Origin of the sequence: Asaia sp. HumB, from assembly GCF_030263835.1 — a bacterium.
GTDB lineage: Bacteria > Pseudomonadota > Alphaproteobacteria > Acetobacterales > Acetobacteraceae > Asaia > Asaia bogorensis.
This window is the reverse complement of the sequence record NZ_JARPML010000002.1, coordinates 2326469-2353109: the sequence shown is the minus strand read 5'-3', so window position 1 is coordinate 2353109 and position 26641 is coordinate 2326469. Positions and strand designations below refer to the sequence as shown.

Annotated in this window: 21 protein-coding genes; 11 read left to right on the top strand and 10 right to left on the bottom strand. The window is 61.9% G+C overall.

The window, feature by feature from the left end:
• Positions 1-120: 120 nt before the first annotated feature.
• The 3 genes from P5689_RS11690 to msrB are packed head-to-tail and all read right to left on the bottom strand — an operon-like array spanning position 121 to position 1423.
• The gene (locus P5689_RS11690) at positions 121-348 is read right to left on the bottom strand and encodes a hypothetical protein (protein WP_023978952.1); all 228 of its coding nucleotides are present in this window, start codon (positions 346-348) and stop codon (positions 121-123) included.
• Positions 349-350: 2 nt separating this feature from the next.
• Entirely contained in the window at positions 351-992 is a 642-nt protein-coding gene (gene upp, locus P5689_RS11685; protein ID WP_023978953.1) for a uracil phosphoribosyltransferase, read from the bottom strand.
• Between the two features lie 32 nt (positions 993-1024).
• On the bottom strand, positions 1025-1423 hold the full coding sequence (gene msrB, locus P5689_RS11680) for a peptide-methionine (R)-S-oxide reductase MsrB (protein ID WP_023978954.1): 399 nt from the start codon (positions 1421-1423) through the stop codon (positions 1025-1027).
• Between the two features lie 383 nt (positions 1424-1806).
• Between msrB and P5689_RS11675 the strand changes: the two genes are divergently transcribed.
• The 5 genes from P5689_RS11675 to P5689_RS11655 all read left to right on the top strand — a co-directional run bounded on the left by P5689_RS11675 (position 1807) and on the right by P5689_RS11655 (position 8372).
• Positions 1807-2745, top strand: a complete 939-nt coding sequence (locus P5689_RS11675) for a hypothetical protein (protein ID WP_285533278.1) — start codon at positions 1807-1809, stop codon at positions 2743-2745.
• A gap of 181 nt (positions 2746-2926) precedes the next feature.
• Positions 2927-4465 (top strand): 2,3-bisphosphoglycerate-independent phosphoglycerate mutase, encoded by a 1539-nt coding sequence (gene gpmI / locus P5689_RS11670; RefSeq protein WP_285533277.1) that lies wholly within the window; start codon positions 2927-2929, stop codon positions 4463-4465.
• 295 nt (positions 4466-4760) lie between these two features.
• Positions 4761-6059: a peptidoglycan DD-metalloendopeptidase family protein gene (locus P5689_RS11665; protein ID WP_285533276.1), complete on the top strand. Its 1299-nt coding sequence runs from the start codon at positions 4761-4763 to the stop codon at positions 6057-6059.
• Positions 6060-6251: 192 nt separating this feature from the next.
• Positions 6252-7793, top strand: coding sequence for a S41 family peptidase (locus P5689_RS11660; RefSeq protein ID WP_023978958.1), 1542 nt, complete (start codon positions 6252-6254; stop codon positions 7791-7793).
• Positions 7794-7874: 81 nt separating this feature from the next.
• The gene (locus P5689_RS11655; RefSeq protein ID WP_285533275.1) at positions 7875-8372 is read left to right on the top strand and encodes an RNA pyrophosphohydrolase; all 498 of its coding nucleotides are present in this window, start codon (positions 7875-7877) and stop codon (positions 8370-8372) included.
• Positions 8373-8509: 137 nt separating this feature from the next.
• Here the strand turns inward: P5689_RS11655 and P5689_RS11650 are convergent, their stop codons facing one another.
• The 3 genes from P5689_RS11650 to P5689_RS11640 form a co-directional block, all read right to left on the bottom strand.
• The gene (locus P5689_RS11650; RefSeq protein WP_231944689.1) at positions 8510-10282 is read right to left on the bottom strand and encodes an ABC transporter ATP-binding protein; all 1773 of its coding nucleotides are present in this window, start codon (positions 10280-10282) and stop codon (positions 8510-8512) included.
• Positions 10283-10363: 81 nt separating this feature from the next.
• Positions 10364-11635 carry a CCA tRNA nucleotidyltransferase gene (locus P5689_RS11645; protein WP_285533273.1) on the bottom strand — a complete coding sequence of 424 codons (1272 nt, stop codon included), beginning with the start codon at positions 11633-11635 and terminating at the stop codon, positions 10364-10366.
• A gap of 69 nt (positions 11636-11704) precedes the next feature.
• Complete coding sequence (locus P5689_RS11640; protein WP_285533884.1) at positions 11705-12226, bottom strand: DUF1285 domain-containing protein; 522 nt, start codon at positions 12224-12226, stop codon at positions 11705-11707.
• 299 nt (positions 12227-12525) lie between these two features.
• Here P5689_RS11640 and P5689_RS11635 point away from each other — a divergent pair, with 299 nt between their 5' ends.
• From P5689_RS11635 to P5689_RS11615, 5 genes are all read left to right on the top strand, one after another.
• Positions 12526-13554: a MoxR family ATPase gene (locus tag P5689_RS11635; RefSeq protein WP_285533272.1), complete on the top strand. Its 1029-nt coding sequence runs from the start codon at positions 12526-12528 to the stop codon at positions 13552-13554.
• Between the two features lie 2 nt (positions 13555-13556).
• Positions 13557-14492, top strand: a complete 936-nt coding sequence (locus tag P5689_RS11630) for a DUF58 domain-containing protein (RefSeq protein ID WP_285533271.1) — start codon at positions 13557-13559, stop codon at positions 14490-14492.
• Entirely contained in the window at positions 14489-17308 is a 2820-nt protein-coding gene (locus P5689_RS11625; RefSeq protein ID WP_285533270.1) for a DUF4159 domain-containing protein, read from the top strand. Before P5689_RS11630 ends, P5689_RS11625 begins: the two co-directional genes overlap by 4 nt.
• Complete coding sequence (locus P5689_RS11620) at positions 17305-19374, top strand: glutamine amidotransferase (RefSeq protein WP_285533269.1); 2070 nt, start codon at positions 17305-17307, stop codon at positions 19372-19374. The genes P5689_RS11625 and P5689_RS11620 overlap by 4 nt, the downstream gene beginning before the upstream one ends.
• A 90-nt stretch (positions 19375-19464) precedes the next feature.
• Entirely contained in the window at positions 19465-20058 is a 594-nt protein-coding gene (locus tag P5689_RS11615; protein WP_369794245.1) for an ankyrin repeat domain-containing protein, read from the top strand.
• Positions 20059-20236: 178 nt separating this feature from the next.
• Here the strand turns inward: P5689_RS11615 and P5689_RS11610 are convergent, their stop codons facing one another.
• The 4 genes from P5689_RS11610 to P5689_RS11595 all read right to left on the bottom strand — a co-directional run bounded on the left by P5689_RS11610 (position 20237) and on the right by P5689_RS11595 (position 25053).
• On the bottom strand, positions 20237-22459 hold the full coding sequence (locus P5689_RS11610) for a glycoside hydrolase family 3 C-terminal domain-containing protein (protein WP_285533268.1): 2223 nt from the start codon (positions 22457-22459) through the stop codon (positions 20237-20239).
• Positions 22460-22830: 371 nt separating this feature from the next.
• Positions 22831-23919 (bottom strand): DNA methyltransferase, encoded by a 1089-nt coding sequence (locus P5689_RS11605; RefSeq protein WP_122049176.1) that lies wholly within the window; start codon positions 23917-23919, stop codon positions 22831-22833.
• Positions 23919-24560 (bottom strand): ribonuclease HII, encoded by a 642-nt coding sequence (locus P5689_RS11600; RefSeq protein WP_285533266.1) that lies wholly within the window; start codon positions 24558-24560, stop codon positions 23919-23921. Before P5689_RS11600 ends, P5689_RS11605 begins: the two co-directional genes overlap by 1 nt.
• A 199-nt stretch (positions 24561-24759) precedes the next feature.
• The gene (locus P5689_RS11595; protein WP_023978971.1) at positions 24760-25053 is read right to left on the bottom strand and encodes a CsbD family protein; all 294 of its coding nucleotides are present in this window, start codon (positions 25051-25053) and stop codon (positions 24760-24762) included.
• Between the two features lie 263 nt (positions 25054-25316).
• Between P5689_RS11595 and P5689_RS11590 the strand changes: the two genes are divergently transcribed.
• On the top strand, positions 25317-26636 hold the full coding sequence (locus tag P5689_RS11590; protein ID WP_285533264.1) for an efflux RND transporter periplasmic adaptor subunit: 1320 nt from the start codon (positions 25317-25319) through the stop codon (positions 26634-26636).
• Positions 26637-26641 lie beyond the last annotated feature (5 nt).

Below are 26641 nucleotides of genomic sequence, written 5' to 3'. Positions count from 1 at the left end.
CTCCGCTCTTCACCGGTGGGAGAGGACCATCAAGTTCGCTCTACCTGTGTACGGCGGGGCAGAAGACAAAAAAAACCTGCCCGGATCGGGCAGGTTCAGGAACTCACCACAAAGGTGCTGTCAAAAGCCTTCGGGCGCTTCATCTGATGCTTCGGCAATCGCTTCGGCTTCTTCCTGAAGATAGGTCTCCAGATCACCATCGGCCGCGTCGTTCAGATCACGCGGGCTGATGCCGCTTTTTTCGGCATCGGCCAGACAGGCCGCGACGGCCTGCGAGGGCTCCCCCCAGTTTTGGTGGTGGGCTTCGATCCAGCTATCGAGCCATTCATCGATATCTTCGCCCGTCATGCTCAGCGTGTTCCGAAAAGACGATCGCCTGCATCACCGAGCCCCGGGCGGATATACCCTTTTTCATCCAGCCCACGATCGACAGCGCAGGTCACGATACGCACATCGGGGTGGCGTTCATTCAGGCAGATCACCCCCTCGGGTGCAGCCAGAAGGCAGACGAAGATGATCTTGCGCACACCGCTGGCCTTGATGCGATCGATGGCTGCTGCGGCGCTATGGCCCGTCGCCAGCATCGGATCGACCACGATACATTCACGATCGGCCACGTCCTCGGGCAGCTTCATGTAATATTCGACGGCTTCGAGCGTGTCGTGGTCGCGATAAAGCCCGACATGGCCAACGCGGGCTGCCGGGATCAGGTCAAGCATACCGTCGAGGATGCCATTGCCTGCGCGCAGGATGGACACGAAGCAAAGCTTCTTGCCGGAAAGCTGACGGCCTTCCATGCGCTCCAAGGGCGTCTCGATCTCGACCGGTTCGGTGCTGAGGTCGCGCGTCGCCTCGTAGCACATCAGAAGGCTGAGCTCGCGCGTCAGCCGCCTGAAGCCTGCAGTCGAGGTCGACGCCTGACGCAGGCGCGTCAGCTTGTGTTGAACGAGCGGGTGGTCAAGCACGACCAGGGAAGAAGGAAGGGCAGTCATGAGGCGTTCCTTAGCGTGAATTCGTTGCGCTGTCAGCTTGGTTCAAAGCGCAACGCCACACCATTCATGCAAAAGCGCAGCCCCGTCGGCTTTGGCCCGTCTGGAAACACGTGGCCAAGATGCCCCTTGCACTTGGCGCAATGCACCTCGATGCGCGTCATGCCGTGCGTTTTGTCGACCGTCGTTTCAGTCATGCCATCGCGCGGTTTGAAAAAGGACGGCCACCCGCTGCCGCTCTCATATTTGGTATCTGAGTCGAACAGCGCCTCGCCGCAGCCTGCACAGTAATAGACACCCTCACGCTTCTCATCATTCAGCGGGCTTGAGCCCGGGCGTTCGGTGCCATGCTCACGCAGGACGCGATGTTGCTCGGCGGTCAGGGGCAGGCCACAGCTGGGCATTGCGCCGCTCTCTCGGGTGTCGTCGGTCATGGGAACGCTTCCTTCGCAAATCATCGGCCATGCGGGAGAAATCCCGCTCGGGCCCACAGGATATGGCGTCTCAACGCGCCGCTTCCAGAGTGTTTCATCCATCCTGCCAGTTGCTTCAATGACCGCCCTCCCGGCTCAAGGCTGCAGGGCGGGTGCGCTGGAGGATGCGCGGGTCATTTGCCAGCATGTCTTGATGCCGCCGTGGAACGGGATCCTCATTCACCATCCTCCGGGCCCACACATGCGCGTCTCGGCGACGATACAGAAATCTGTCCCTGTCCATTGGCTAAGAAGCGGGGGACACAAACGGTGATCGCGCAAACGCGTCTTGGCGGGCACGGCATGCAGGGTTTCAATGGTGCCATCAGCAAGGAGCAGGCATCATGAGCCGCAACAATCCGCACTCTCTCACGGGCAACGCCGAGGAAACCGGGGCTGACCCGCTCGATGCCTACGACGTGCTCTACACGCTGGAAACCGATCCGCCCCAGATCACGGCGCTTCTCACGGAGACGGGTGTTGTCGTCTCACGGTGCGATGCGCGCTGGGGCACACCTGATGGTATCTGGCTCGACCGGACACATATCTACTGGACCAATATGGGCGCCGATTACAATGTCGCCGATGGCACCATAGAACGCGCCCGTCATGATGGCAGCGCTCATGAAGTTCTGGTCGGACACGGGCTTGTCGTCACGCCCAAACAGCTCGCGGCAGATCCGCAGGCAGGTTGGCTCTACTGGTGCGATCGCGAGGGCATGCGCATCATGCGCAGCCGTTTCGATGGTGCCGATTTGCAGGTTCTGCTTCAGAACGGGACCTACCCCAGAGATACACGCGATATCACACGCCACTGCGTGGGCATTACGCTCGACCCTGAGCGCCAACACCTCTACTGGACCCAGAAGGGGCCACCCAAGGGAGGCAAGGGCCGTATCTTCCGCATGGCACTCACCCTGCCCGAAGGGGCCGATCCTGCTTCACGTGACGATGTGACCCTTCTGACCGATCACCTGCCTGAACCTATCGACCTGCATTTCTGCCCGGCTTCGAACCATCTCTACTGGACGGATCGTGGCGCGCCCCCAGACGGGAACAGTCTCAACGTGGCCGAGGTGACTGCCGATGGCCTGTGCAATCACAGGGTCATCTTCCGTGGGCTGGATGAAGGAATCGGACTGGACATCGATCCGCAGGAGAAAACGGCTTTTGTCAGTGATCTGGGCGGCAACATACGTCGTATTGACATCGCGAGCGGGGAAGCGGTGATCCTGCGCCATCAATCCCCCACAACCGGTGTCTTTCTGGTTCCCCGGCGCTGACGGAACGCGCCTCATGACGAGCCACCCTGCCCTGATGCATCAGCATGCGAATACCGACAGGGTGGCCACCATTCGCTACTCACAGCATTCTTAGCCAGAAAATGGCGTGAACCCGCCGGGGGAGAGTTCGCAGAGCACGCAAAATGCGGCATCATGGGCGCAAAATTGCAGGAGACTACTCATGTCCGCATCCCCATCCAGCGTGCCGCGCCCGGTCATGCTCGTCATCCTCGACGGTTTCGGCGATAGCGCCACCCGCGAGGACAACGCCGTAGCTCTGGCCAATACGCCGAATTTCGACCGTCTCTGGGCAGGCTCCCCTCATGCCTATCTGAAGGCGTGCGGCGAGGATGTCGGTCTGCCAGAAGGGCAGATGGGCAATTCGGAAGTCGGTCACCTCAATATCGGTGCTGGTCGCGTCGTCATGCAGAACCTGCCACGCATCAGCCGCGCCGCGCGCGATGGGTCGCTGGCCAGCAACCCTGCCCTGTGTGCCTTGATCGACGCGCTCAAGGTCAGCAAAGGCACCTGCCATCTGATGGGGCTGGTTTCCACGGGCGGCGTCCATGCCCATATGGACCACGTCATTGCGCTCGCCCAAATCGTGGCGCAGGCCGGTATTCCCGTGGCCGTGCATGTGTTCTCCGATGGGCGCGACACTGCACCCGATTCCGGCGACGGCTTCATCCGCACTCTTGCTGCTGCCCTCCCGGCTGGCGCAAGCATCGCCACGATCAGCGGGCGCTATTATGCCATGGATCGCGACAATCGCTGGGAACGCGTCAGCCGCGTCTATGATGCGATCGTCTCCGCAACCGGCAATCACGCGGATGACGCGCTGAGCGTTCTGCCCGCCAGCCAGGCCCAGGGCGTGACAGACGAGTTCGTCGAGCCGACCGTGATCGGGTCCTACGCCAGTATGAAGGATGGCGATGGCATCCTGTCCGCGAATTTCCGTGCCGACCGCATCCGCGAATTGCTCGATGCGATGGTTTTCCCCGATTTCGATGGCTTTGCGCGCTCGAAAACCATCAAATTTGCCGCTGTATGCGGCATGACCGCCTATAGCTCGGCTCTGGCACCGTTCATGAGCGTCATGTTCCCCAAGGAATCGATGGAGCACCTGCTGGGCGATGTCGTTTCACAGGCTGGACGCACACAGCTGCGCATGGCCGAGACCGAGAAATATCCGCACGTCACCTACTTCCTCAATGGTGGCCGCGAGGCTGTTCTGCCCGGTGAAGAACGTATTCTGGTCCCCTCCCCCAAAGTGGCCACCTATGACCTGCAACCGGAAATGTCTGCCCCGGAGCTGACCGACAAGGCCGTGGCTGCCATCGAAAGCGGCAAGTTCGACCTTATCGTTCTGAACTTCGCCAATCCCGACATGGTGGGCCATACCGGCGTGCTGGCAGCCGCCATCAAGGCGTGCGAAACCGTGGATACCGGGCTCGGCCGTATTGTCGATGCCATCGACAAGATGGGCGGCGCGCTGATCGTCACAGCCGATCACGGCAATTGCGAGACCATGCGCGACCCGGTTACCGGTGGCGCTCATACGGCCCACACCCTCAACCGGGTGCCGGTGCTGCTTCACGGTGCGAAGGGCGTCACTGCCATCCATGACGGACGTCTGGCTGATCTGGCTCCCACGCTGCTCACCCTGATGAACCTGACCAAGCCTGCCGAGATGACCGGCAAGTGCCTGATCAACGGCTGAATCCACCATGCCGGTCGCGAGCCTCTTCCTGACCGGCTGTTCAGCCTTCGTTAAAATGCGCTTCACGGGCGGGCGGGCTCAACCTGCCCGTCTGAGAGTACGTCGGGGAGAAAAACCCCGCGAAAAAACAAGGCAAAGCGGGAGCTCCCCTCAGGACGCCCTTTATTCGCCGTACGTTCCGATTTCCTCCTGCTGGCGCTGCACCATCGCCCTCCTCGCGCCTCTGCACCCCATATGGCGTGATACGTCACCAGATGACGCGTCTCTTTCTACCAATACCCGTCATGTCGCTGCCGTGCCTGAAGCTGCGCCATTCGGCGCAACATGTTTCACAAGGGCGTTTCGCCTTGGCAGTGTAACGCTGGGCTTTGGGTTCGCGCTGGCCGCGTTATCGCCAGCATCGGGGGCGACACCCCATACGAAACAGGGCAACGCCAACCAGAAGGCGCTCGACAAGGCCATTGCAGACAAGAAGGCCCTGATGGCCCGTCAGGCCAATGAGGCGGCCCTTATCGAGACCCGCCGCAAGGATCAGGCGCGTGCCGCTCAGGAAGCGGCGTTGCAGGCCCAGAAGGCCCGACGTTACTCTGCCCTGACCAACCAGGCCGAGAACGAACTGGACGCAACGCAAAAGCAGATTGACGCCCTGACAGCCGATATCGCGTCACTCACGGCAAGACAGAACGAGCAGCGCCTGGCGCTTGCCCGACGCCGCGCCGCCCTCCAGACCATTCTGCCTGTCGCCCTGCGCCTTGCCCGCTATCCCGGCACGTCTGTCGTTGCCCTCTCGGGGCAGGCCGATGATGCGGTTCAGGGCCTGAGCGTGATTGCGGGGCTGACACGACTGACCACCCGGCAGGCGGAGGATTTGCGCAGCCAGAAAACACTCCTCGATCAGACAGCTCACGAACTTGCAGACCGCAACACGGCGCTCGGAAATGCGAGACGCAAACTGGCCGCTCTACGCGATCTCAACGCCAGCCGGATGGAAACCGCCACCCACCAGCAGGCCGAGGCCGAAGCACGAGCCCGTCAGGCTCATGATGAAATCGCCGCCGCAACGGCAAAGGCCGCGACGCTCGAGGATGCGCTGACAGCCATCGACAAGGCGCAGGCCAGCATCAAGGCACGAATGGAAGCCGAGGCCAGAGAACTGGAAAGGCAGAACCAGCAGGCAAAGGCGCGTGCGCTCAGCACACAGGCCCGCGCCCTGAGCAGTTCGGGCAATGGCGTGACACGGGGTGGCGGACATGGCCCCGTATCCGGTCGTGTGCTGACTGCGTGGCACCAGACCACCGAGAGCGGCCCGGCCAGTGGCATCACCTATCAGGCAAGCGCCGGGAGTTCGGTCAGCGCGCCCTGTGCAGGACAGATCGACTTTGCCGGCCCGTTCCGGTCATTCGGCAACATGATCATTCTCGATTGCGGGCATCATTTCCGTTTCGTGCTCTCAGGATTGGGAGGGCTTTCCGTCTCGACGGGGCAGACTATCAGCCGCCATGCTGCGCTCGGCACCATGGGCGGTGGCGGCGGGGCACTCTTCGTGCAACTGCGCTCGGGAAGTAAAATCATTGATCCCGGCCCCTATCTCTGAAGGGCAACCTTACAGGACGCCATAACCCCTCTTGGCGATTCTGTGTTGTTTCGACAGACTGCGTTAATATCGCTATAGATTTCAGATCTTAGTGCGGTGGAGGCTCTGGTGTTCAGGCTCCGCTGAAAGACAGACGCTAACAGGATCGGCACCGGACCTCAGGCTCCGTACCGGATTCAAGGGATGAATTGCATGAAGCTCCGCACTGGTCTGCTGCTCGGAACGGCATTCCTGGCCGGAATCACCGCCGGTCCGGCGTTGGAAGCCGCCATGGCCCCGAGCCTTGGGCAGATGATCAGCAGCAAGGCCTTCGCCAAGGAAGTCGCGGCCGACCCCGACAACCACAGCGAAACCCTGCGTCTGCTCACCTTGTTCGGAACCGTGCTCGACCTCGTTCGGGCCGAATATGTCGAGCCTGTCAGCGACAAGGATCTGATCAACAACGCCCTCGATGGCATGGTGGGCGGTCTCGATCCCCACAGCTCCTACATGAACGAGAAGCAGTTCAAGGAGATGCAGATCCAGATCAGCGGCAAGTTCGGCGGTCTCGGCGTACAGGTTCAGCAGCAGAACGGCCATATCCGCGTGGTCTCGCCCATCGATGGCACCCCTGCCTCGCGCGCAGGGCTCAAGCCGGGCGATTACATTACCGAAGTCGATGGCAAGTCGCTTGAGGGTCTGACCCTCGATCAGGCCGTGACCAAGATGCGCGGCGATCCGGGCACCAAGATCACCCTGACCATCATTCGCGCGAAAGAGCCCAAGCCGCTCAAGGTCACCATGACCCGCGAGGTCGTGCATGTGCAGGTCGTGCGCTCGTCGCTTTATGGCAATATCGGCTATATCCGCATTTCCGAATTCGACGACGACACCGAGACCGCACTGCATGAGGCCTATGACAAGCTGAAGGCAAAGTCGGGCAACAAGCTGCAGGGTCTTGTGCTCGATCTGCGCCTGAACCCCGGCGGCAAGCTCGATCAGGCCATTGCTGTCAGCGATGATTTTATCCCCGAAGGCGAGATTGTCTCGATCCGCGGGCGTCACGCCGAAAACAACCGTCGCTGGGATGCCAAAGGCACCGATATCACAGGCAAGCTGCCGATTGTCGTGCTGATCGATGGCGGATCGGCCTCGGCCTCCGAGATCGTAGCCGGTGCGCTTCAGGACCATCGCCGCGCCGTGCTGGTGGGCGAGAAATCTTTCGGCAAGGGTTCCGTGCAGTCGCTCATCCCCGTGCCGGGCCATGGCGCCGTGCGTCTGACAACGGCGCGTTACTACACGCCATCGGGCCGCTCCATCCAGGCTTTGGGCATCGCGCCCGATATCGTGGTCAAGGAAAGCAAGGACGACGATGGCTACGGCTATCGTGAAGCCGATCTGGCCCACATCATTACCAATACGGGCGGTAACAAGAACAAAGCCCCGACACGGACCGACCTGCCTTCCATCTCGGCCAGCATCCCCCACGCGCCTGCGGATAACTGGCCCCGTTTCGACCCGGCCAAGCCGGCGACGGACTTCCAGCTGCAACAGGGGCTGCGTGTGGTCCGCGCCATGGCATCCCTGCCTGATGAAGCGCTTCCGCTGGGGCAACCGGCCGCTGACAAGGCTGCAGCAAAAACCGCCGATGCGAAGCCCCCGGAAAAGGCGACTGACGACAAGGCCGCCGGGGAAAAAGCGGCGGGCAAGGATCAGAAGCCCCCTGCTCCGGCTTCTTCTTCCACGCAGCACTGATCCTTTCTGGCACCGGCCCCTTTCGAGGGGCCGGTTTCATATCTTCCGCTTGACGCTTCAACTCCATCCGAGCCCTACGCCATGATCGATCCGGCCACGCTTCCCTATCGCCCCAATGTGGGCATCATGCTGTTCAACCGCGAGGGGGCCCTCTTCCTCGCCAGACGGACCGATCTGCGTGATGTCTGGCAATGCCCTCAGGGCGGGATTGACGAGAACGAATCTCCGGAAGAAGCGGCCCATCGTGAGTTGCGTGAGGAGACCGGGCTTCGTCACGCCACCCTGCTGGGCAGCTATCCCGGCTGGCTGCCCTATGACCTGCCCCCCCATCTGATCGGCAAGGCACTTGGGGGACGATATCGCGGTCAGACGCAACGCTGGTTTGCCATGCGCATGGCCGAGCCCGACAGCGCCATCAATCTGGCAGGAGATGGCACGGAACCTGCCGAATTCGATCGCTGGGAGTGGGTCCGCCCTCAGGACGTGACGACCTATAATCTTGGCTTCAAGCGTCCGCTTTACGAGCAGATCCTGCCCGCCCTGGCGGCATTGGCCCCTCCTGTGGTTCAGGAAATCTGATCATCCTCAGCAGAAGCTTCTCGCCGTAAGCCCTGAGTCTGGGCCACCTCTCCCCTCAAGACCATCAATCCTGATCATGCATGCCTCAGGCATTCAGCAGGGGGCGTGCTGGCGAACCCCGGCGCGCTCCCGGTGTCTCAAGGGGCGTCGATGATCTCGAGCGTGGCGGCTTCCAGCACAACCTCCGGTGCGGCCTCAACCAGATCGAGCGACTGGTTACGCACGAGGCGGGCATAGAGTCCCCCCTGCGCCTGCAACTCGGCATGGGTACCCATTTCAACGGCCGCGCCTTCGCTCATGACGATAATCAGGTCTGCACTTTTAACCGTCGACAGACGATGCGCCACAATGATGGTGGTACGGTCACGGCGCAGATCGGCCAATGTGGCCTGAACCTTGGCCTCGCTCTCTGAATCCAGTGCGCTTGTCGCCTCATCCAGCAGCAGCAGACGCGGATCACGCAGCAGGGCGCGCGCCAACGCCACACGTTGCCTTTGCCCACCCGAAAGACGCTGACCACCCGGGCCAACCCGTGTATCGAGCCCCTGCGGCAGGGTGTCGGCAAAATCGACTGCCGCCGCAAGGGCAGCCGCCTCGACTTCTGCACGGCTGGCCGTGGGGCGACCGATGCGAATGTTCTCAAGCACGGACATGTCGAAAAGCGTGGTGTCCTGGCTGACATAGGCAATGGCGTCGCGCAACTCGGACAGCTTCAGATCACGCAGATCCACCCCGTCGAGCAAAATCTGCCCCGCGCTGACATCGTGAAGTCTCGGGATGAGCGACAATGCCGTGGATTTACCGGCCCCTGACGGCCCGACCAGCGCCACGGTCCAGCCCGGTCGCACATCAAAGCTCAGGCCACGCAACCCCGTGCGGCCATCGGGATAGACAAACCCGGCCTGATCGAACACCAGGCGTCCATGCCCCGGCGGCAGGAGACGCGCATCCGTGCGTTCGGCCACGGCTGGCGGTTCGTCGATGACCGAAAAAACACGCTCCAGCCCACCGAGACCTTCCTGCAGGGCCGCATTGAGCGACCCAAGGGCGCGCAAGGGGCGCGAAGCGGCAAAAAGAGCGGCGATGAAAGCCGTGAAATCGCCCAGCGTCGCGCCACCCATCGCGGCACGCCAGCCAGCGAAACCGAGCACCGCAGCAATAGCCGTGCCACCCAGCACCTCAAGCACAGGATCGACACGCGCCCGCCCGCGTGAAATCCGCCAGAAAGCGTTGTGCAGCAGGTCCAGCGACCCATCCACACGTCGTGCTTCGCTATCCTCCATACGATACACGCGCACCTGACGGGCCAGCGCAAAGCTCTCATTGAGCAATGTCGCCGTCTCACCGATCTGCTCCTGCATACCTCCCGAGGCACGACGGACACGCTTGCCAAGTTTCTGTATCGGCACCGCGGCGACCGGATAAAGCACGAGTGCGATCAGGCTCAACTCCCAGTCGGTATAGATCATGGAGGCAACAAGCCCGACCACGGTCACGACATCTCCCAGCGCATTGACGGCGCGGATCATGGCCTCACGGATCGAGACCGCATCGGTGGTAAAGCGCGCAGCCCACTGCGCGGGTGCTTCCTTTTCGATACGCGCGATATCGGCTGTGAGAGCATGGGCGAACATGCGTGACTGCAAGCCGCGTATGACCACGAGAACGAGCCCCTGTACGGACAGGGTCTGGCCATACTGTGTGGCGGCCTTGAGCCCGGTCACCAGCACCACCAGAGCAGGCACCTGATAGAGAATACGCGGGTCATGCACCGCAAACATATCCACCGCGCGCTTGATGACGAGCGGATACAGAGCCGTCAGCCCGGCGGTCAGAACCGTAAGCACCACGACGGCAGCCAGCCGTCCGACATGGTGACGGACTTCCTCACGCCAGATGCGAAAAATCATCTGGCGTCCCTGCACCCCCTGCGGGTCGATGCGTCGCAAAGGGGTCTGGGCTGCAGGCTGCGCTGTTTTCATTCCTGCGGTTTACCCCCCTGCGCCCTGTGACGAAAGAGGCAGGCGCGTTTTCAGTTCGGCAAGGCAGGCCATCCGGTCGGGCAGACAGCCCTGGCTGCGCCACCAGGCAGCCAGATGGGCAAGAGTCTCTCCTATGGCCGGCCCCGGTCGCACACCAGCGGCCATGACATCACGCCCGGCCAACGGAAAAACCGGGCGCTCAAGCTGTGCGAGCCTGTCTCTCAATGTGTTCCATGCCTTGGACGAGACATCGGCTATCCTCTCGGCCTGTGCAAACCAGCTACGGTCGGTCAATGTCTGCCGGTCATGGCAGGACAGCAGCATGCGAAGCGCGTGGTCGCCCAGTGAGGGGGCGAGGATCAACGGGTTCTGCGTTTCATACCCTTGCGCATCGAAACCATGCAGCGGGGTAGATGGGCTCATACGGGCAAGGCGCTGCGCCTGTTTGCCCGACAGCCGAAGCCGCTCGGCCAGATCCGGCGTGTCAGCAAGCAGCCCAAGACGCAGGATGTCATCGGGCGGGACATCGGCATCGAGTGCACGGGCCAGACGCGGCAAGTCTGCCGAAGGCAGGAGGCGAGGCAGGATACCGGTATCGGCCATCATGTGCAGGCTGCGCATGAGATTGGGTCCTGTGAGAATACGCAGTATCTCGCTGGCCACACGCTCGGCGGAGAGCCCATCGATCAGGGCAGCATGGCTGGTGATTGCCCGTATCGCTTCCGCATCGGGTCGATCCTGCGGGCCGGTGCCCCCGAAACGCGCCTGAAAGCGAAAAAACCGCAGGATACGCAGCGCATCTTCCTCTATGCGGCGGGCGGCATCGCCCACAAAGCGCACATGACGCGCCGCGAGGTCCTCAAGCCCCCCGAAATAGTCATGAATATCGCCATGACGGTCACAGAAGAGCGCATTGATCGTGAAATCGCGCCGCGCTGCGTCCTCCTGCCAGTCTGTCGTCCAGGCAACCTCGGCATGACGTCCGTTCGTTTGCACGTCACGCCGCAATGTCGTGATTTCATAGGGCACATGATCGATCAGCGCTGTAACGGTGCCATGAGCCAGCCCGGTCGGTATCGTCTTGATCCCCGCCGCTTCAAACAGGGCCTGAACCGTCTCGGGGGGCTCCGGGGTTGCCAGATCGAGATCATGCACCGCGTCACGCCCGATGAGCATATCGCGCACCGATCCACCAACGAGACGCGCCTGCGGCAAGATATGCCAGAGGCGATCGAGGCCCGAACGATCAGGCAGTTTGTCGAGAAGGCTCAGAGGAGGCACGGCTGTTGATCAGATCCCGAAACAGAAGAAAAAACGGCTGGCGTGCCCGCTGCCCCACGCCAAGCCCGATCAGGGCATGGGGGCCAGCGGGAAAAAGCGATTATGGCTCCATACGCCCATGCATGGGCGACAGCCAACATGACCGGGCACAGCAAGGGCCACGAGTTCGTAATAGATCGGGCGCGACAGCCGGGCGAGCACGGGCTGGTCGCCCTCGCCGCGACGGACCTGAACATAGGGTATGGCCGCGCAATCTTCCGATGGCGGATGGTCCCAATCGACAATCAGGGGATGGGCGGGCCCAACGCAAAGCAGCTCATCCATATTGGTGCGCAGGCACAGATTTTGCTGACGGCCGCAGCCACCACGAAAATCGAGTTCCCGCACGATGAACGGGGCATCTTCCACTTGTATGATACCAGACTCAGTCGGCGTCCTCAGCCAGAACTGCCCTTGAGCATCTCGTGTCAGCATGGAGCCAAACAGACACAGCATTTCCTTGCGGCGTATGGGCGAGCCCCGATACAGCCACGTCCCGTCGCGTCGGATGACAAAAGGCAGGGCACGGGGTGTCTGCTCGCCCCTTGTCATTTCCAGCGGGGCAAGCCCGATATCGGACGCGCCCTGATCTGCGATCCCTTCCGCTCGCATCGCGCCGGCACGATCCACGCCGAAAGGAACTGAACCAGCGGATGACCGGCCCTCGCAACCAGCACGGGTCGGGAACCCGGCTTCATGAGTCGCAGAATGCTCTGCGCCGTCTGTCGCCTGTTTAACCACGCCGTCCTTCAAGGTTCTCTCCGCTCACGGTCCAAAAAATCTGGTCTCCTGCTGCAAGTTGGGTCGTCTTATGGCTTGATGAAACCCCCGGAACTGTCAGATTGGCAAATATGAGCCAGAACGATCTCTCTTCCTTCCCCGCCGGATACCGCCCGGATGAAAACCCGGCCGATCTCGCTTATGTCGAGCAACTGACCGCCCAGCTGGGAGCTGTCAGGCAGGCCATAGGCCAGGTTGTTCTGGGTCAGCGCGATGTCATCGACCGTCTGCTGGTCACGATCCTCTCCGGAGGTCACGCGCTTTTGATCGGCGCACCGGGCCTCGGCAAGACGCTTCTTGTCAGTACCGCAGCCCGCGTTCTGGGCCTCGATACACGCCGCGTGCAGTTCACGCCGGATCTGATGCCATCGGACATCACGGGCAGTGATATTCTCGACGAGGACGAAAACGGCCGTCGTTTCTTCCGCTTCGTCCGCGGGCCGATCTTCACGCAGCTTCTCCTGGCCGATGAAATCAACCGTGCCAGCCCGCGGACGCAATCCGCCCTGCTTCAGGCCATGCAGGAATATGAAGTGGCCCAGGCAGGCACAAATCACCCTCTGCCTCGCCCTTTCCACGTTCTCGCAACACAGAACCCCATCGAGCAGGAAGGCACCTACCCCCTGCCTGAGGCCCAGCTCGACCGCTTCATGCTGCGTATTGCACTCACCTTCCCTGAGCGCGATGCCGAGCGCGACATGCTGCTCCAGACAACAGGTGCCGTAACAGCGAGCGCCCCGACCCTTCTCACCCCGGCCGATCTGATCGAGGCGCAGTCCCTGGTACGACGTCTGCCGGTAGGGGAAAAAGTCCTCGAAGCCATCCTGACCCTTGTGCGCGGTCTGCGCCCCGAGACGGCCTACAAGCCCGAAATCGGCACGTCGCTGCTCTACGGGCCGGGCCCGCGCGCGGCGCAGGCGCTCATGCTGACCTGCCGTGCCCAAGCGCTTCTCGATGGGCGTCTGGCGCCCAGCCTCAATGATGTGGCGGAACTGGCAGAGCCGGTTCTTGCTCATCGTATGGCGCTGAGCTTCCCCGCGCGCGCCGCTGGACAGAAGGTGGAAGCGCTGATTGCCTCGGCTGTCGAGGCGCTTCTCTGATCGTGAGCGGTTTTTTCGGCAAATGGCGGCGTAGCGAGGCAAAGCCATCTCCCGCTGCGCAGGCCGGGTCATACCCGGAGGCGGAAGCCCTCCTCCCGTCCCTGGTCATCGAGGCAGAGCGCATCGGGCGTCAGTTGCGTGCTGGCGTGCATCACCAGCACCGCGCTGGCGCAGGGGAGGATTTCTGGCAATACCGCCCGGCCCATGACCACGAACCGGCGCATCGTATCGACTGGCGTCAGTCCGCCCGCAGCGATCAGCTCTGGGTCCGTGAGCGTGAGGCCGAAGGAGCGCAGATCCTCTCCCTCTGGTGTGACCCATCGCCCTCGATGAACTGGCGCTCACGCCCCGAATTGCCGCTCAAGACCACGCAGGCCCAGCTTGCCACTCTGGCGCTGGCCTCCGCCGCGCTGCATGGCGGCGAGCGCGTGACGCTGCTCAATGGGCCAGAGCAGGGACGCTCCGTCAGTGGGCCTCACTCCCTCTCACGCCTCGGGCAGAATCTGGCGTTTGCCGCCTCGACGCCCCTGCCCCAGCTCGACACGCTGCGCGCCTACGGGCAGCTCGTTCTGGTCAGTGATTTCCTGATGCCCCCCGAGACCCTGGACCGGATCCTGCGCGATATCGCAGCCCGACCAGCCCGTACGGAGCTTCTCTGCATCCTCGATCCCGCTGAGCGGAGCCTGCCTTATGCGGGACGGATCAGCTTTGACAGCCTTGAGGATGAGGGAAAGCTTGTCCTGCCAGCAGTCGAAACTCTGGCGGAGCCCTATGAACGTGCCATGCAGACCCATCTCGATCAGCTGGCGACCCTGGCAGAGGCGCATCGCGCCGGCTTTACCCTTCATCATACGGACCAGCCGCTCATGCCCGCCCTTCTGGGCCTGCATGCAAGGTTGAGCGGGGGCCATACGAGCGGGGGAAGCCTGCGTCCATGATCTTCCTGACCCCCCTTGCCCTGGCGGGGCTGATCGCTCTGCCCCTGCTTTACTGGCTGGTGAAGGCGACCCCACCGCCGCCGAAGGATCTGGCTTATCCCTCGCTCCAGATCCTGCGCCGCCTGCAAGCCAGAAACACCGATACGGCGCGTTCACCGCTCTGGTTGCTCCTGCTGCGCCTGCTCGCTGTTGCCCTGCTGATCCTCGGTCTTGCGCAGCCCGTCTGGCTGGGGCGCGAAATCAGCGCAGGCGGCGGGCATGATCTGGTTCTGGTGCTCGATAATGGCTGGGCCGCCGTGCCGCACTGGCAGGAGCGCATCCGCGCAGCGCGCAGTCTGGCCGAGCGCAGCTTTCGCGCAGGACACGCCGTCACGCTGGTTCTGACTGCCCCTGACCCCGATGGGTCGTCCCCTGCTCCCTTCACCACACGTGATCGCCCGCGTTTCGAAGAGCGCCTTCTTGCCCTCGCCCCGCATTCATGGCCCACGGATCGTGCCCATACGGCCAGCCAGATCGACACCCTGAGCCACAGTGCCGCGCTGACGCAGTCCGATCTCGTCTTCATCTCGGATGGCGTGGCGACAGGCGGCGATACGAGTTTTGCTAAGGCGCTCGCCGCCTTTAACGGCACGGTGAGTGACATGCGCTGGCCGGGCTGCGACATGATGATGCTGAGCATTCATCGCGATGCCGATAATAATTTCACCGCGACCACAAGCGGGTTGTCCTGCCCCGCCACAGCCTCGGGCGGACTGCAAATCAGGGCACGGTCGGAAAATGGTGGCACGCTCGGTATTTTTCCGCTGCCCACCGGTCAGACCACACCGCTGGACTTGCCGCTGCCCCCGCTTTTGCGTAATCGCGCCGCCCGCTTCGTGCTCGAACGCGATGCCACCCCTCTTCCCGGTCCCGCCGCCATTGCCCTGCTCGATGCTGGTGAGCACCGGCATCCGGTCGGTCTGCTCACTCCTGGCACGCAGGATACCCCGCTGACGGGACAGGGTTTCTTTCTGTCTCAGGCCATCAGTCAGGTAGGTGAATTGCACCGTGGCGCTGCTGATGACCTGCTACGAGGGAAGCTCTCGGTACTGATCGCGACAGATGGCACTCTTGCCGATGAGCAGACACGCCAGCATGTGGCAGAATGGGTGCGTCACGGTGGGGTGCTGATCCGTTTCGCCGGGCCCGTTCTGGCGGCCGATACGCAGGCCAGTGCACATGACATGGCGCGTACCCTGCTGCCAGTGCCGCTCATGAGCGGCATGCGCCAGCTTGGCGGCCCGATGTCATGGGGCAAGCCACAGGTCCTTGCCGCCTTTGCCGAACATTCCCCCTTCGAGGGCATGCCCCTGCCGCATGAGGTGACAGTGACGCGACAGGTTCTGGCTGAACCCACCGCCGATCTCGGCGCGCATGTCTGGGCCCGGCTGAGCGACGGCACGCCTCTGGTGACGGCCAGCCCGTTTGGGCAGGGAGAACTGGTCCTTTTCCATGTTACCGGCACCGCAGACTGGTCGAGCCTGCCGCTTTCCGGTCTGTTTCCTGCCATGCTCGAACGTCTGGTTGAGCGCTCGCTCGGCCAGCAGAACGAGATCGTTCCGCGCCAGCTTGTTCCTTTCACCATGCTCGATGCCAATGGCCAGCTTGTTCCACCCCCCGAAGCTGCCCGCCCTCTCGATGTGGGCACACTCGCTACGACGCGCCCTGACGCCCAGCACCCGCCGGGTTATTATGGTCCGCATCTGTCGCGCCGGGCCTTCAATCTGGGCGATCATCTGCCCCCGATCGCTGCAGCGCCTCTGATGGGGCGCAGCCTCACCCCCGACCATGTTTCGCCCGACCGGCCTCTTGCGCCGTGGCTTCTGGGCATGGCGCTGCTGATGCTGTTGGCTGACTGCCTTGTGGCTCAGTGGCTGCGTGGGCTGTTGGGTGGCGGTCAGGGTCAGGGTCAGGGTCAGGGTCATGCCGGAAGCAGAAACCGCACTGGCGCGAAAGGCGCAGGGATTACCCTGTCAGCCCTGATCCTGCTCGGCGCTGTGTCTGCCTCTCCGGCGACCGCGCAGGAAGATGACGAGAGCCCGAAACATGCCGGGGTGACCCACGGCATCGTTCCCGGTGCCGCGCTTGAAACACGACTTGGCTATGTACTGACGGGTCATGACGATATCGACGAGGCCTCCCGTGAGGGTCTGCAAGGCCTGTCCAACTACGCGTCCGATCGCTCCTCCGCCGTGATGGGCCATCCGGACGGGCTGGTCCCCGGCAAGGATGACCTTGCCTATTATCCCCTGATCTACTGGCCGATCACCGACGATGTGCAGGAAGATTCCAGACGCTCGGCGGCCCTCAACAGCTTCATGGCGCATGGCGGTATTCTCATGCTCGACACACAGGGCACGGGCTCCGATCTCTCCACGCAGGATGAAGGGCAGATGCGCTCGGCCCTGCGGCGCGCCACGGCAGGTCTGGTGGTACCCCCACTGTCAAAGCTCGATGATCATCACGTTCTTGCCCACAGCTTTTACCTGCTGCACGATTTCCCCGGCCGTGTTCAGGGCCTGCCTGTTTGGGTGGCCCGCAGCGGCGATGACAGCAATGACGATGTCAGCCCCATCATTATCGGTGCCGGTGACTGGGCTCATGCCTGGGCGATGGATGCCCAGGGCAACACCCCCTACGCCGTGATCCCCGGTGGTGACGAGCAGCGCACACAGGCCTATCGCTTTGGCGTCAATCTGCTGCTCTATGCCCTGACCGGCAATTACAAGGCCGACCAGATGCGCGTGCCCGAACTCCTGAAGAGGATGGAGCAATGATCCATCTCACCTTCATGCCGCTCCTGCCTTTCTGGCTGCTGACAGGTTCTGCCGCGCTGGTTGTGGTGGTCGGTGCCTATGCGCTTTTTCGTGGCGCACCGGGCAGTGTGCCACGCCTGCTTGCGCTTCTCCTTGTGCTGTTCTGGCTGAGCGGCCCACGGCTGAGCCGGCCATTTTTCGAGGCAGCCCCGCAGGATGTGCTGCTGGTGGTGGATCATTCGCCGTCCATGGCCCTTCGTGGCCGCATTGACAGCGCGGACAAGGCCGCCCGCACACTGCAACAGGCAGCCCACGACATTCCCGGCCTGACGCTGCATGTTGTCGATGTTCCGGGCGGTTCAGGCCATGGCACACGCCTGTTCGATGCCATCGCCCAGGCCGATCTTCCGCCGGGACGGTTCAGCGGTGCCATTATGGTCACTGATGGCATGGTGCATGACATCCCGTCAGCCCTGCCTCCGGTTTTCACGCGCGATGGCAAGACCCTGCCGCTCCATGTCCTGCTTACGGGCAAGGGCGAGGAAACAGATCGGCGCCTGCGCGTATTGCAGGCCCCCCCCTATGCCCTTGTCGGCAAGGAAGCCCAGCTGCGCGTCGTTGTCGGTGATCTTGGTGTAAAGGGCAGACAGCCTGTCACCCTTACCGTGCATCAGGGCGACGGGCCGCCCCGCCACATCGACGCCCTGTCGGGCGAGCCCATCGATATTACCGTGCCCGTGCGGCACCCCGGCGAGACACTGGTCACCCTCGATGCCTCGCCACTGGCCGGGGAGGTCAGTACACGCAACAACAACACCATCGTGCGCATCAATGGCGTGCGCGACAGGCTGAAGGTGCTTCTGGTCTCGGGTACACCCAACCAGGGTGAGCGCGTCTGGCGCAGGCTGCTGAAGGCCGACCCCTCGGTCGATCTGGTGCACTTCACCATTCTGCGTCCGCCCGACAAGGATGATGGCACCCCGCTTTCCGATCTTGCCCTGATTCCGTTCCCTATCAAGGAGCTGTTTCAGGACCGTATCAAGCAGTTCGACCTGATCATTCTGGACGGGTTCCACAATGCCGGAATCCTGCCACAGGATTATCTTGCCAATATTGCGGATTACGTGCGCGAAGGCGGTGGATTGCTGCTGACTGCCGGACCGGAATTCACCGAGGACGGCACACTCCAGGACACGCCTCTTGCCGATATCCTGCCTGCCCATGTGCCTGGCGATGGTGTGATCAGGGAGCGTTTCGTTCCGCAGCTTACGCCATCGGGCAAACGTCATCCGGTGACAGCGGGGCTGCCGACCAATTGGGGACCCTGGTATCGGGCGCTCGCCTCCGACCGCGTCAAGGGCACCCCCCTGCTGACCGGGCCGGAGCAGCAGCCACTTCTGGTGCTCGATACGGTACAGAAAGGGCGCGTGGCTCTGTTGCTTTCCGATCAGCTCTGGCTCTGGTCACGCGGCGAGGGCGGCGGCGGCCCGCAAGCGGAATTGCTCAAGCGTCTGTCGCACTGGCTCATGAAAGAGCCGGACCTGGAAGAAAACCAGCTACGTGCGACAATTGGCGAGGAGAGCCTGCACGTCGAGCGTCACAGTAACAGCGAGCATCTGTCGGGGCCTGCCATGATCACGGCACCCGATGGGCGCACCTTCCCCCTGATGCTCAAGCCGTCGGGCAATGGCGTATTCGAGGCCCGTCATCCCGTCACGGGTCAGGATGGGCTCTGGACCATCCGGCAGGATGGTCTTACCGCCTTTGCAGCGCAGGCCAGCCGCAACCCGATTGAGGATGCCGATCTGCGCGCGACTGCCCTGCGCCTCTCGCCTCTGGCGAAACAGTCACATGGAGCTGTTCTCTGGCTTGGCCCTGATACCGCCCCCCCTGCGATCAGGCAAATTGCCGATGCTGGCCGCGGTACAGCCATGTCTGGCGCGGGGTGGATCGGTTTTCCACGTCAGATGGTGCCTGTTGCCTCGTCGAGCCGCCTGACAGAGATTGTCCCGTCCTGGCTCGCGCTGTGCGGGGTTCTGGCGCTTCTCTTCCTGGGCTGGTGGCGCGAAGGGCGGCTTCGCCGCTGATAGGGAGTCGCCAGCTCGTTAACGATCATTTATAGTCAACCCATGCGCCACTCGAGACTTCACATGAATGTCCCACGATTCTTTCCCCTGATGCTGACGGCTGCCCTTGCGGCAACGCCAGTCCTCTTCGTTCCCTGGCATGCTGCGCATGCGCAGTCTGCCGACGATGCAGAAGCGGAACAGGAGGCCGAAGAGGCGCAGAAGAAGGCTGAGGCCCGTCGGGCCGCCAAGGCGGCAGCGCCGCCTTCCGCCCTGCCTGGCGCTGACTCTCAGGAATCCGATGCGGGCCACGCCAATGTGGACCTGAACCCGACCGACGCACTGTTCGATGCCATCAACCGTGGCTCGCTCAATGCGGCGAAGGAAGCTCTCAACCGCGGCGCGGACATGAATGCCAAGAACGTCCTGTTCCAGACACCGCTGGACATGGCGATCGACCTCAACCGCAAGGATATCATGTTCCTGCTGCTGTCGATGCGGACCTATGGCGATGACAGCCGATTCGCTGCAGAAACGACCCACTCGCAGATCGAAACCGATGCCAAGGGGAACGGGCACCTGACCATCAAGGGCAAGGGTCGCAAGGGGACCTCGGCTGTGGCCGCATCCACCAAGCCGCGTTTCGATGTTTCCGGAGGCCAGGCCCAGCCGGATATCGGGTTCCTCGGCTTCGGCGGTCGCTGAAAGCTTCCTGCCCCCGCCTCGACGAGCCTCTGCTCCAGACGATCCTCTGGTCGGGCGCACGAACTGCTAAAAGCGTATCGGCCTCCCGATACGCTTTTTTTTTGCGACTGACCTCATGCCAGCAGAGAGACGAAGACGGATGTCTCATCCGGCTCCCCCCCTCACTCGCGCCTGAGCATCAATCGATCGCCGCTTCATGACGCAAGGGACGGATCCATTCATCGAGCGTCAGGCTTTGTCCGGTAATAGGCGTCATCGCGTCACGACGCAGATCGAAACGATAGCGCCCCGCCTTGCGCACCCAGTTTTCTCCCTCGACCCGCGCCAGCAGGCGCGGCTCCAGCGACACCTGCACTTCCTCCGTCTCGCCTGGTGCGAGCACGACTTTGGCAAATCCCACGAGACGGGGCTGGAACGAGGAATTATTTTCGAAGGCGGCATAGATCTGCACGACTTCTGCCCCGGAGACGGGCCCGGTATTGGTAACGGGCAAGCGCGCCACGAGTGCCTGGGGGTCGATCGTCAGATCACCGTGGTCGAAATGCGTATAGCTCAGGCCAAACCCGAAGGGATATGCGACAGGCTTCCCGGTCCGTGAGAACCAGCGATATCCTGTATCGGCACCCTCAATCGCGTAGTCGCGATGCACAACGGGTTTGTCTACGGGCTCACCGGGATTGGAGATGACCGTCTCCGGATCGATCTGTCCGGGGCGCGGCAGATCGCTCTTACTCAGGGGAATGGTGAAGGGCAGACGTCCCGAAGGATTGACGCGCCCGAACAGGATGGACGCCATTGCCTCTCCCCCGCCAGACCCTGCGTAGAATGCGTGCAGGATAGCAGGCACCTTGTCAAGCCAGGGCATGAGAACCGGGCCGCCGGTTTCAAGCACCACGACCGTGTTGGCATTGGCTGCCGCCACACGCTCGATCAGGCGTTCCTGCTCACCGGGCAGCGAAAGCCCCTGCACATCCTGCCCTTCGGTGCGCCACAACTCCGCGAAAATGACCACGATATCCGCTGTCGCCGCCAGACCGGCAGCACGGTCGATATCCTGGCCGTCATCATAATTCAGATGCGCCTGCGGCGCTGCTGCGGCGATGGCCCGCATGGGAGAGGAAGGATGATAGACTTTTTCCAGCGGCACACCGGCAAAAGTCGCGCCCTCCATCTGCAGGCTGCCCTTGGGTGTAACCGAGGACGAACCACCTCCTGAAAGAACACCCAGATCAGCGCGGGCACCGATCAGCAGAATATTCTGAGCCGCCGCCTTGAGCGGCAAGAGCGCGTTTTCATTGCGCAGCAGGACAATACCGCCTTCAGCGGCACGCTGGGCGATCCGCTTATGCGCCTCAAAATCAATGCTCCCACCCGGCTCGGCAGGATCGTCAATGGCTCCCACGGCGAAGAGACTGCGCAGCTGTCTCTGAACCGACTGATCAAGACGCGCCCGCGGCACCTCACCAGCGGCTATTGCCTCATCCAGCAGCGCTCCAAAGAACGGCTTGGGGTCGATATTGGCGCCGGATTGCACATCGAGCCCTGCCGTAATGGCCTTGACGGTGGTGTGGGTCGCTCCCCAGTCCGACATGACCCAGCCACGATAGCCCCAGTCCCGACGGAGCACCTCGCTGAGCAAAAAGGTATTTTCTGACGCCCAATGACCGTTGACGAGATTATAGCCAGGCATCACGGCACCCGGGCTGCCGATCTCGATGGCAATCTCGAACGCCAGAAGGTCGCTCTCCCGCAAGGCTGCCCCATCGATATCCGAGCTGATCATCACCCGACCGGTTTCCTCGGGGTTGATCGCATAATGCTTGATGGTCGAGACCACCTTCTGTGACTGAATTCCCTCAATGGACGCACCAGCGATCTGACCGGTTAGCAGGGGATCTTCAGATATATATTCGAAAATGCGCCCCCCGCGTGGTTCGCGCACGAGATTGGCACCCCCACCGAGTACGACATTAAATCCTTTCGCACGTCCTTCGCACCCAACCACGCGGCCTGTCTCGCGGGCAAGCTCAGGGTCAAAAGAGGCACCAAGCATAAGGGACGATGGCAGCGCCGTGGCGTTGTCATTAGGGCGGACATTATTGAGGTTGCCTATGCCCAGGCTTGCATCGCTTTGCTGCTGCGCCGGAATACCCAGCTCTGGCATCGCCGGAAAATAACCGGCGGAACCGATAGCGCCTTCGGGTTTGCTCCCATCGCCAATCGGGATTGCCATCGGGCCGGCCATCCATGACATCTTCTGCGCATGGCTCATGGCTTCGGTGGCCGCGCGGGCACGCGTATCGGGGTCCAGCGTCGGGTCGAGCCACAATGGCGTGCCCTCTCTTGGCCCTGTGCAAGTGCCAGTGCCCTGGGTATCTGCGCGGGATGTCGTCGTATCCATGATCGATATCAGCCTCATCATCTTCAGCGGATACTCGCAGGGCGGAAAACGCACACACCCTCCCTGATGGATCGGCATAGCGCTCCAAACACGCTTGCCCGCGAGCCTGATCTATAAACGCTCCAGCATGTTACAGATGCAAAGTCACAGTAACCCGACATAATTTGTCAATAAAACCAACTAATACACAAGCGCCGGCTTGCACCGGCCTGATGCCGGTTCTGTCTGCACAATCAGGGTGCGACACTTTCCCAAGCCCTTGGACGGGCCGCAATGACATCAGCACAAACAGCGTGCCGGGTAGCGTGATCTTGTCCAGTTTTACAAATCAGACCCCACGAACGCAGAGCCGTGCGGCGGGACGGGGGAACCTAGCCGACGTTACGCAGGGGCGTCTGCGCCATTTCAGTGCGCAGGATATCAATCTGAAGCACTTCGCCCTGGCGTTCAAAATACCAGAACGTCCAGCCGTTGCACGATGGGGCGTTGGTCAGCAAGGCGCCCATCTTGTGAATGGAGCCGCGATGCGAGCCGGAAACGAGGCTGCCATCGGGCATGACAATCGCGCTGATACGACGCTGGCGGTCGAACAGCTCGGTCCCGGCAGGCAAGGCCCCCTGCTCGACGAAGCTGCCAAACGGCACGCGGGGCATCTCGCGCTTGGCCGGAGTGATCGCCAGTTGCTCGTCGGAAAGACGCACCTCGGCTTCGACGCGGGCACGTGCCGCCTCGATATAGTCGGGGTGCCGCTCGATACCGATAAACCGGCGCCCGAGGCGCTTTGCCATCGCCGCTGTCGTCCCGCTACCCGAGAACGGATCAAGAACAATATCGTCCACGATGGTGGACGCAATCAGGACGCGATGAAGCAGGCTTTCCGGCTTCTGGGTCGGATGCAGCTTCAGACCGTGCGCGTTGCGCAGGCGCTCGTTGCCGGTGCAGAGCGGCAGATACCAGTCGCTTCGCATCTGCATGTCATCATTCAGCGCCTTCATGGCCTGATAATTGAAGCGATATTTGCTTTCAGGCCCGCGCGCGGCCCAGATCAGGGTCTCGTGGGCATTGGTGAAACGACGCCCCCTGAAATTGGGCATAGGATTGGCCTTGCGCCAGACGATGTCGTTCAGGATCCAGAACCCCAGATCCTGCATGATCGCGCCCAGCCGGAACACGTTGTGATAGGACCCGATTACCCAGATCGTCCCATCCTTGGTCAGCAGGCGACGGGCCTCGGTCAGCCATTCACGCGTGAAATTATCGTAGGTCGCGTAATCGGCAAATTTGTCCCAAGCATCGTCCACACCATCGACCACGCTTTCATCCGGGCGGCGCAGTTCGCCGCGCAACTGCAGGTTATACGGCGGATCGGCAAAGATGCAGTCAATGCTGGCATCAGGCAGGCCACGCATCGTGTCGATGCACTCGCCACACAGGATCTGATCGAGAGGAAAATCCTGCATTAGATGGCTCCGGCCGAATGGGTGGCACCCGCAATATGGGCACGTATAGGGGCAAAATCGCGTCGGTGATGCGGCGTGACACCGGCTTCGCGCAGACCGGCCATATGGACAGCCGTGCCATAGCCCGCATTTTTCTCCCAGCCATAAGCGTTATGGCGTTCCGAGAGGCGAGCCATGAGGCGATCTCGCTTGACCTTGGCGATGATCGATGCCCCGGCAATGGAAAGGCTCTTGCGGTCGCCGCCAATGACAGCGATGGCCGGGCAACCCAATGCAGGCAGGCGATTGCCATCGACAAGGGCGAGGTCTGGAACGGCACCGAGATGCGTTAGGGCGCGCTGCATGGCAAGGTGGCAGGCTTTGCCGATATTGATCTGCTCGATTTCAGCCACCGATGCCGCTCCAAGCCCGATCCGGACTGAAGGGTGATCGATCAGCACCGCATAAGCTGCCTCGCGACGACGGGCGCTCAGCTTCTTTGAATCATCGATCAGCACAGAGAGCGCCGCATCGGGCGGCTCGAGAAACATGAGTGCTGCCGCGATGACAGGTCCAGCAAGCGGGCCACGGCCCACCTCGTCCAGGCCGGCGACCCTCTTCTCCGGTGCCCCATTGGCAAGTTCGAGAGTGTAGTCCGGCATGGTGCAGTTACATGATCCCTGGCAGCTTGAAACAAGACAGACTGCCCGAGTCGCACAGTCCTGCGAATCGCTTTTGAATCACCCGAATCGCGCTGTAAACCCCTGTAATGCGTGAGTGAATCATTTTTGCCCGCAAAATGACAAAAGGGAGACCACATCGCTGCGATCTCCCTTCCTCCATCAGGTCTGCCCTTAGGTCTTACTTCTTCTTGGAGCGTCCGAAGAAAATTGCGCCAAGAATGGTGCCGACCAGAATGGCAACGCTGAGTGAAATCAGCGGGCGGTCCTGCACGAAGGCAGTCGCCTTTTCCAGAGTGGTCTCGGCATCGTCGTAAAGATCGGCGAATTCCTGCTGGGCCATGCCGGAAAGCTGATCGATCTTGCCTTCAGCCTGAAGCTTGGTATCGCCTGTCAGACCGCCGGCAGCGTCCTTCAGACGGCCCTTGGCTTCATCAAGCAGACCTTCGCCCTTTTTCTCTACTGCATCAGCCATTGTCATAATCCTTTCACTTAACGGTGCTCTAAACATCCGTGACGTTAGGACGAACGGCGCATGAGCAAAACGGTTTCCTCGACATCTTCGCCAAATTCCGCCTTCCCGAGCGACCGCATGTAACGTGGGATATTGTGAATTGTTTCGTGTTTGAACTAGAATTTAGCTGACGTCATGTTACGGCGGCCTCAAATAACGTATGTCTCAAACACCAGTAGGCGCATGTGTCCGCCTTTGGTTTGGGTGATGGAAGACGAGAAGAGATGACTGATCAGACGGGCCCTGACCGGACCCAGCCTGCGCGCCATGCTGCGCCCCACCCTTCCGCCTCGCCCGCGCCGGCAAGACCCCGGCGCAAGCGGCGCCTGCTTTTCATTATCGGCGGTCTGATTGTCCTGCTTCTTGCCGTCGCCTTCCTGCGCCCCCATTCACGCACGCATCATGCCGGTCGCGGTGGCCATCGCACCGGTGCCACCGCACAGGGCAACAGCGAGGCAACACCTGTCGCCGTGGCTGTGGTCAAGACGGGTGACATGCCCGAGGTCCTGACAGAGCTCGGTACCGTCGTGCCGATCACCAACGTGACCGTGCAGGCCCGCGTAAGCGGTTACATCATGAATGTGGCCTTCAAGGAAGGGCAACACGTCAAGGCCGGTGACGAGCTGGTGCTGATCGATCCGCGCCCCTATCAGGTAGCGCTGGAACAGCAGCTTGGCACACTGAAGCAGGATCAGGCCCAGCTGGCCGATGCCCGCATCAATGCCGGGCGTTACGACAAGCTGATCAAGCAGAACTCGATTGCCGCCATGACGGCCATCGATGCACAGTACAAGGTCCAGCAGCTTGAGGGCACCGTCAAGCTCGACCAGGCCAATGTCGATAATGCTCGCCTGAACCTGTATTACTGTCACATCATTGCGCCTGTTGATGGTCGTGTCGGCATCCGCGCTGTCGATATGGGCAATTACTTTACGGCGGGACAGTCAGGCGGTCTGACCATCCTCACGCAGATGCAGCCGATCTCCGTGATCTTCACCCTGCCGCAGGACCAGTTGCCGCAGGTCATGGACAGGCTGCGCGCTGTGGGCCAGCTTCCTGTCGATGCGTGGGATAGCGCGAACCTGAGCAAGATCGCCTCCGGCACCGTCAAGGCGCTGGACAGCCAGATCGACACGGCTACAGGCACAGTGCGTATGCGCGCCATCTTCACCAATGAAGACGAGCACCTGTTCCCGAACCAGTTCGTCAATGCCCGTCTGCTGGTCGACACGCTGCATAACGTCATCCTGCTGTCGTCCAACGCGCTTCAGACTGGCCCGGATGGCCAGTTCGTCTATGTCGTGAAAGACGACAACACGGTTGAGGTCCGCAACGTCACGACCGGCATTGCCAGCAATGACGTGACGGTCATCAAGACGGGGCTCAAGCTGGGCGAGCGCGTAGTGACCGATGGCACCAATCATCTGCGCCCCGGTGCCAAGGTGAGCATCCCTGCTGACAATGCCAATGCCAATGCGTCGGATAACGGGAACAAGGGCGACACCAGCGCCACTCCCGCTCCTGCCGCCAAGCCCGCGCAGTAAGCCCG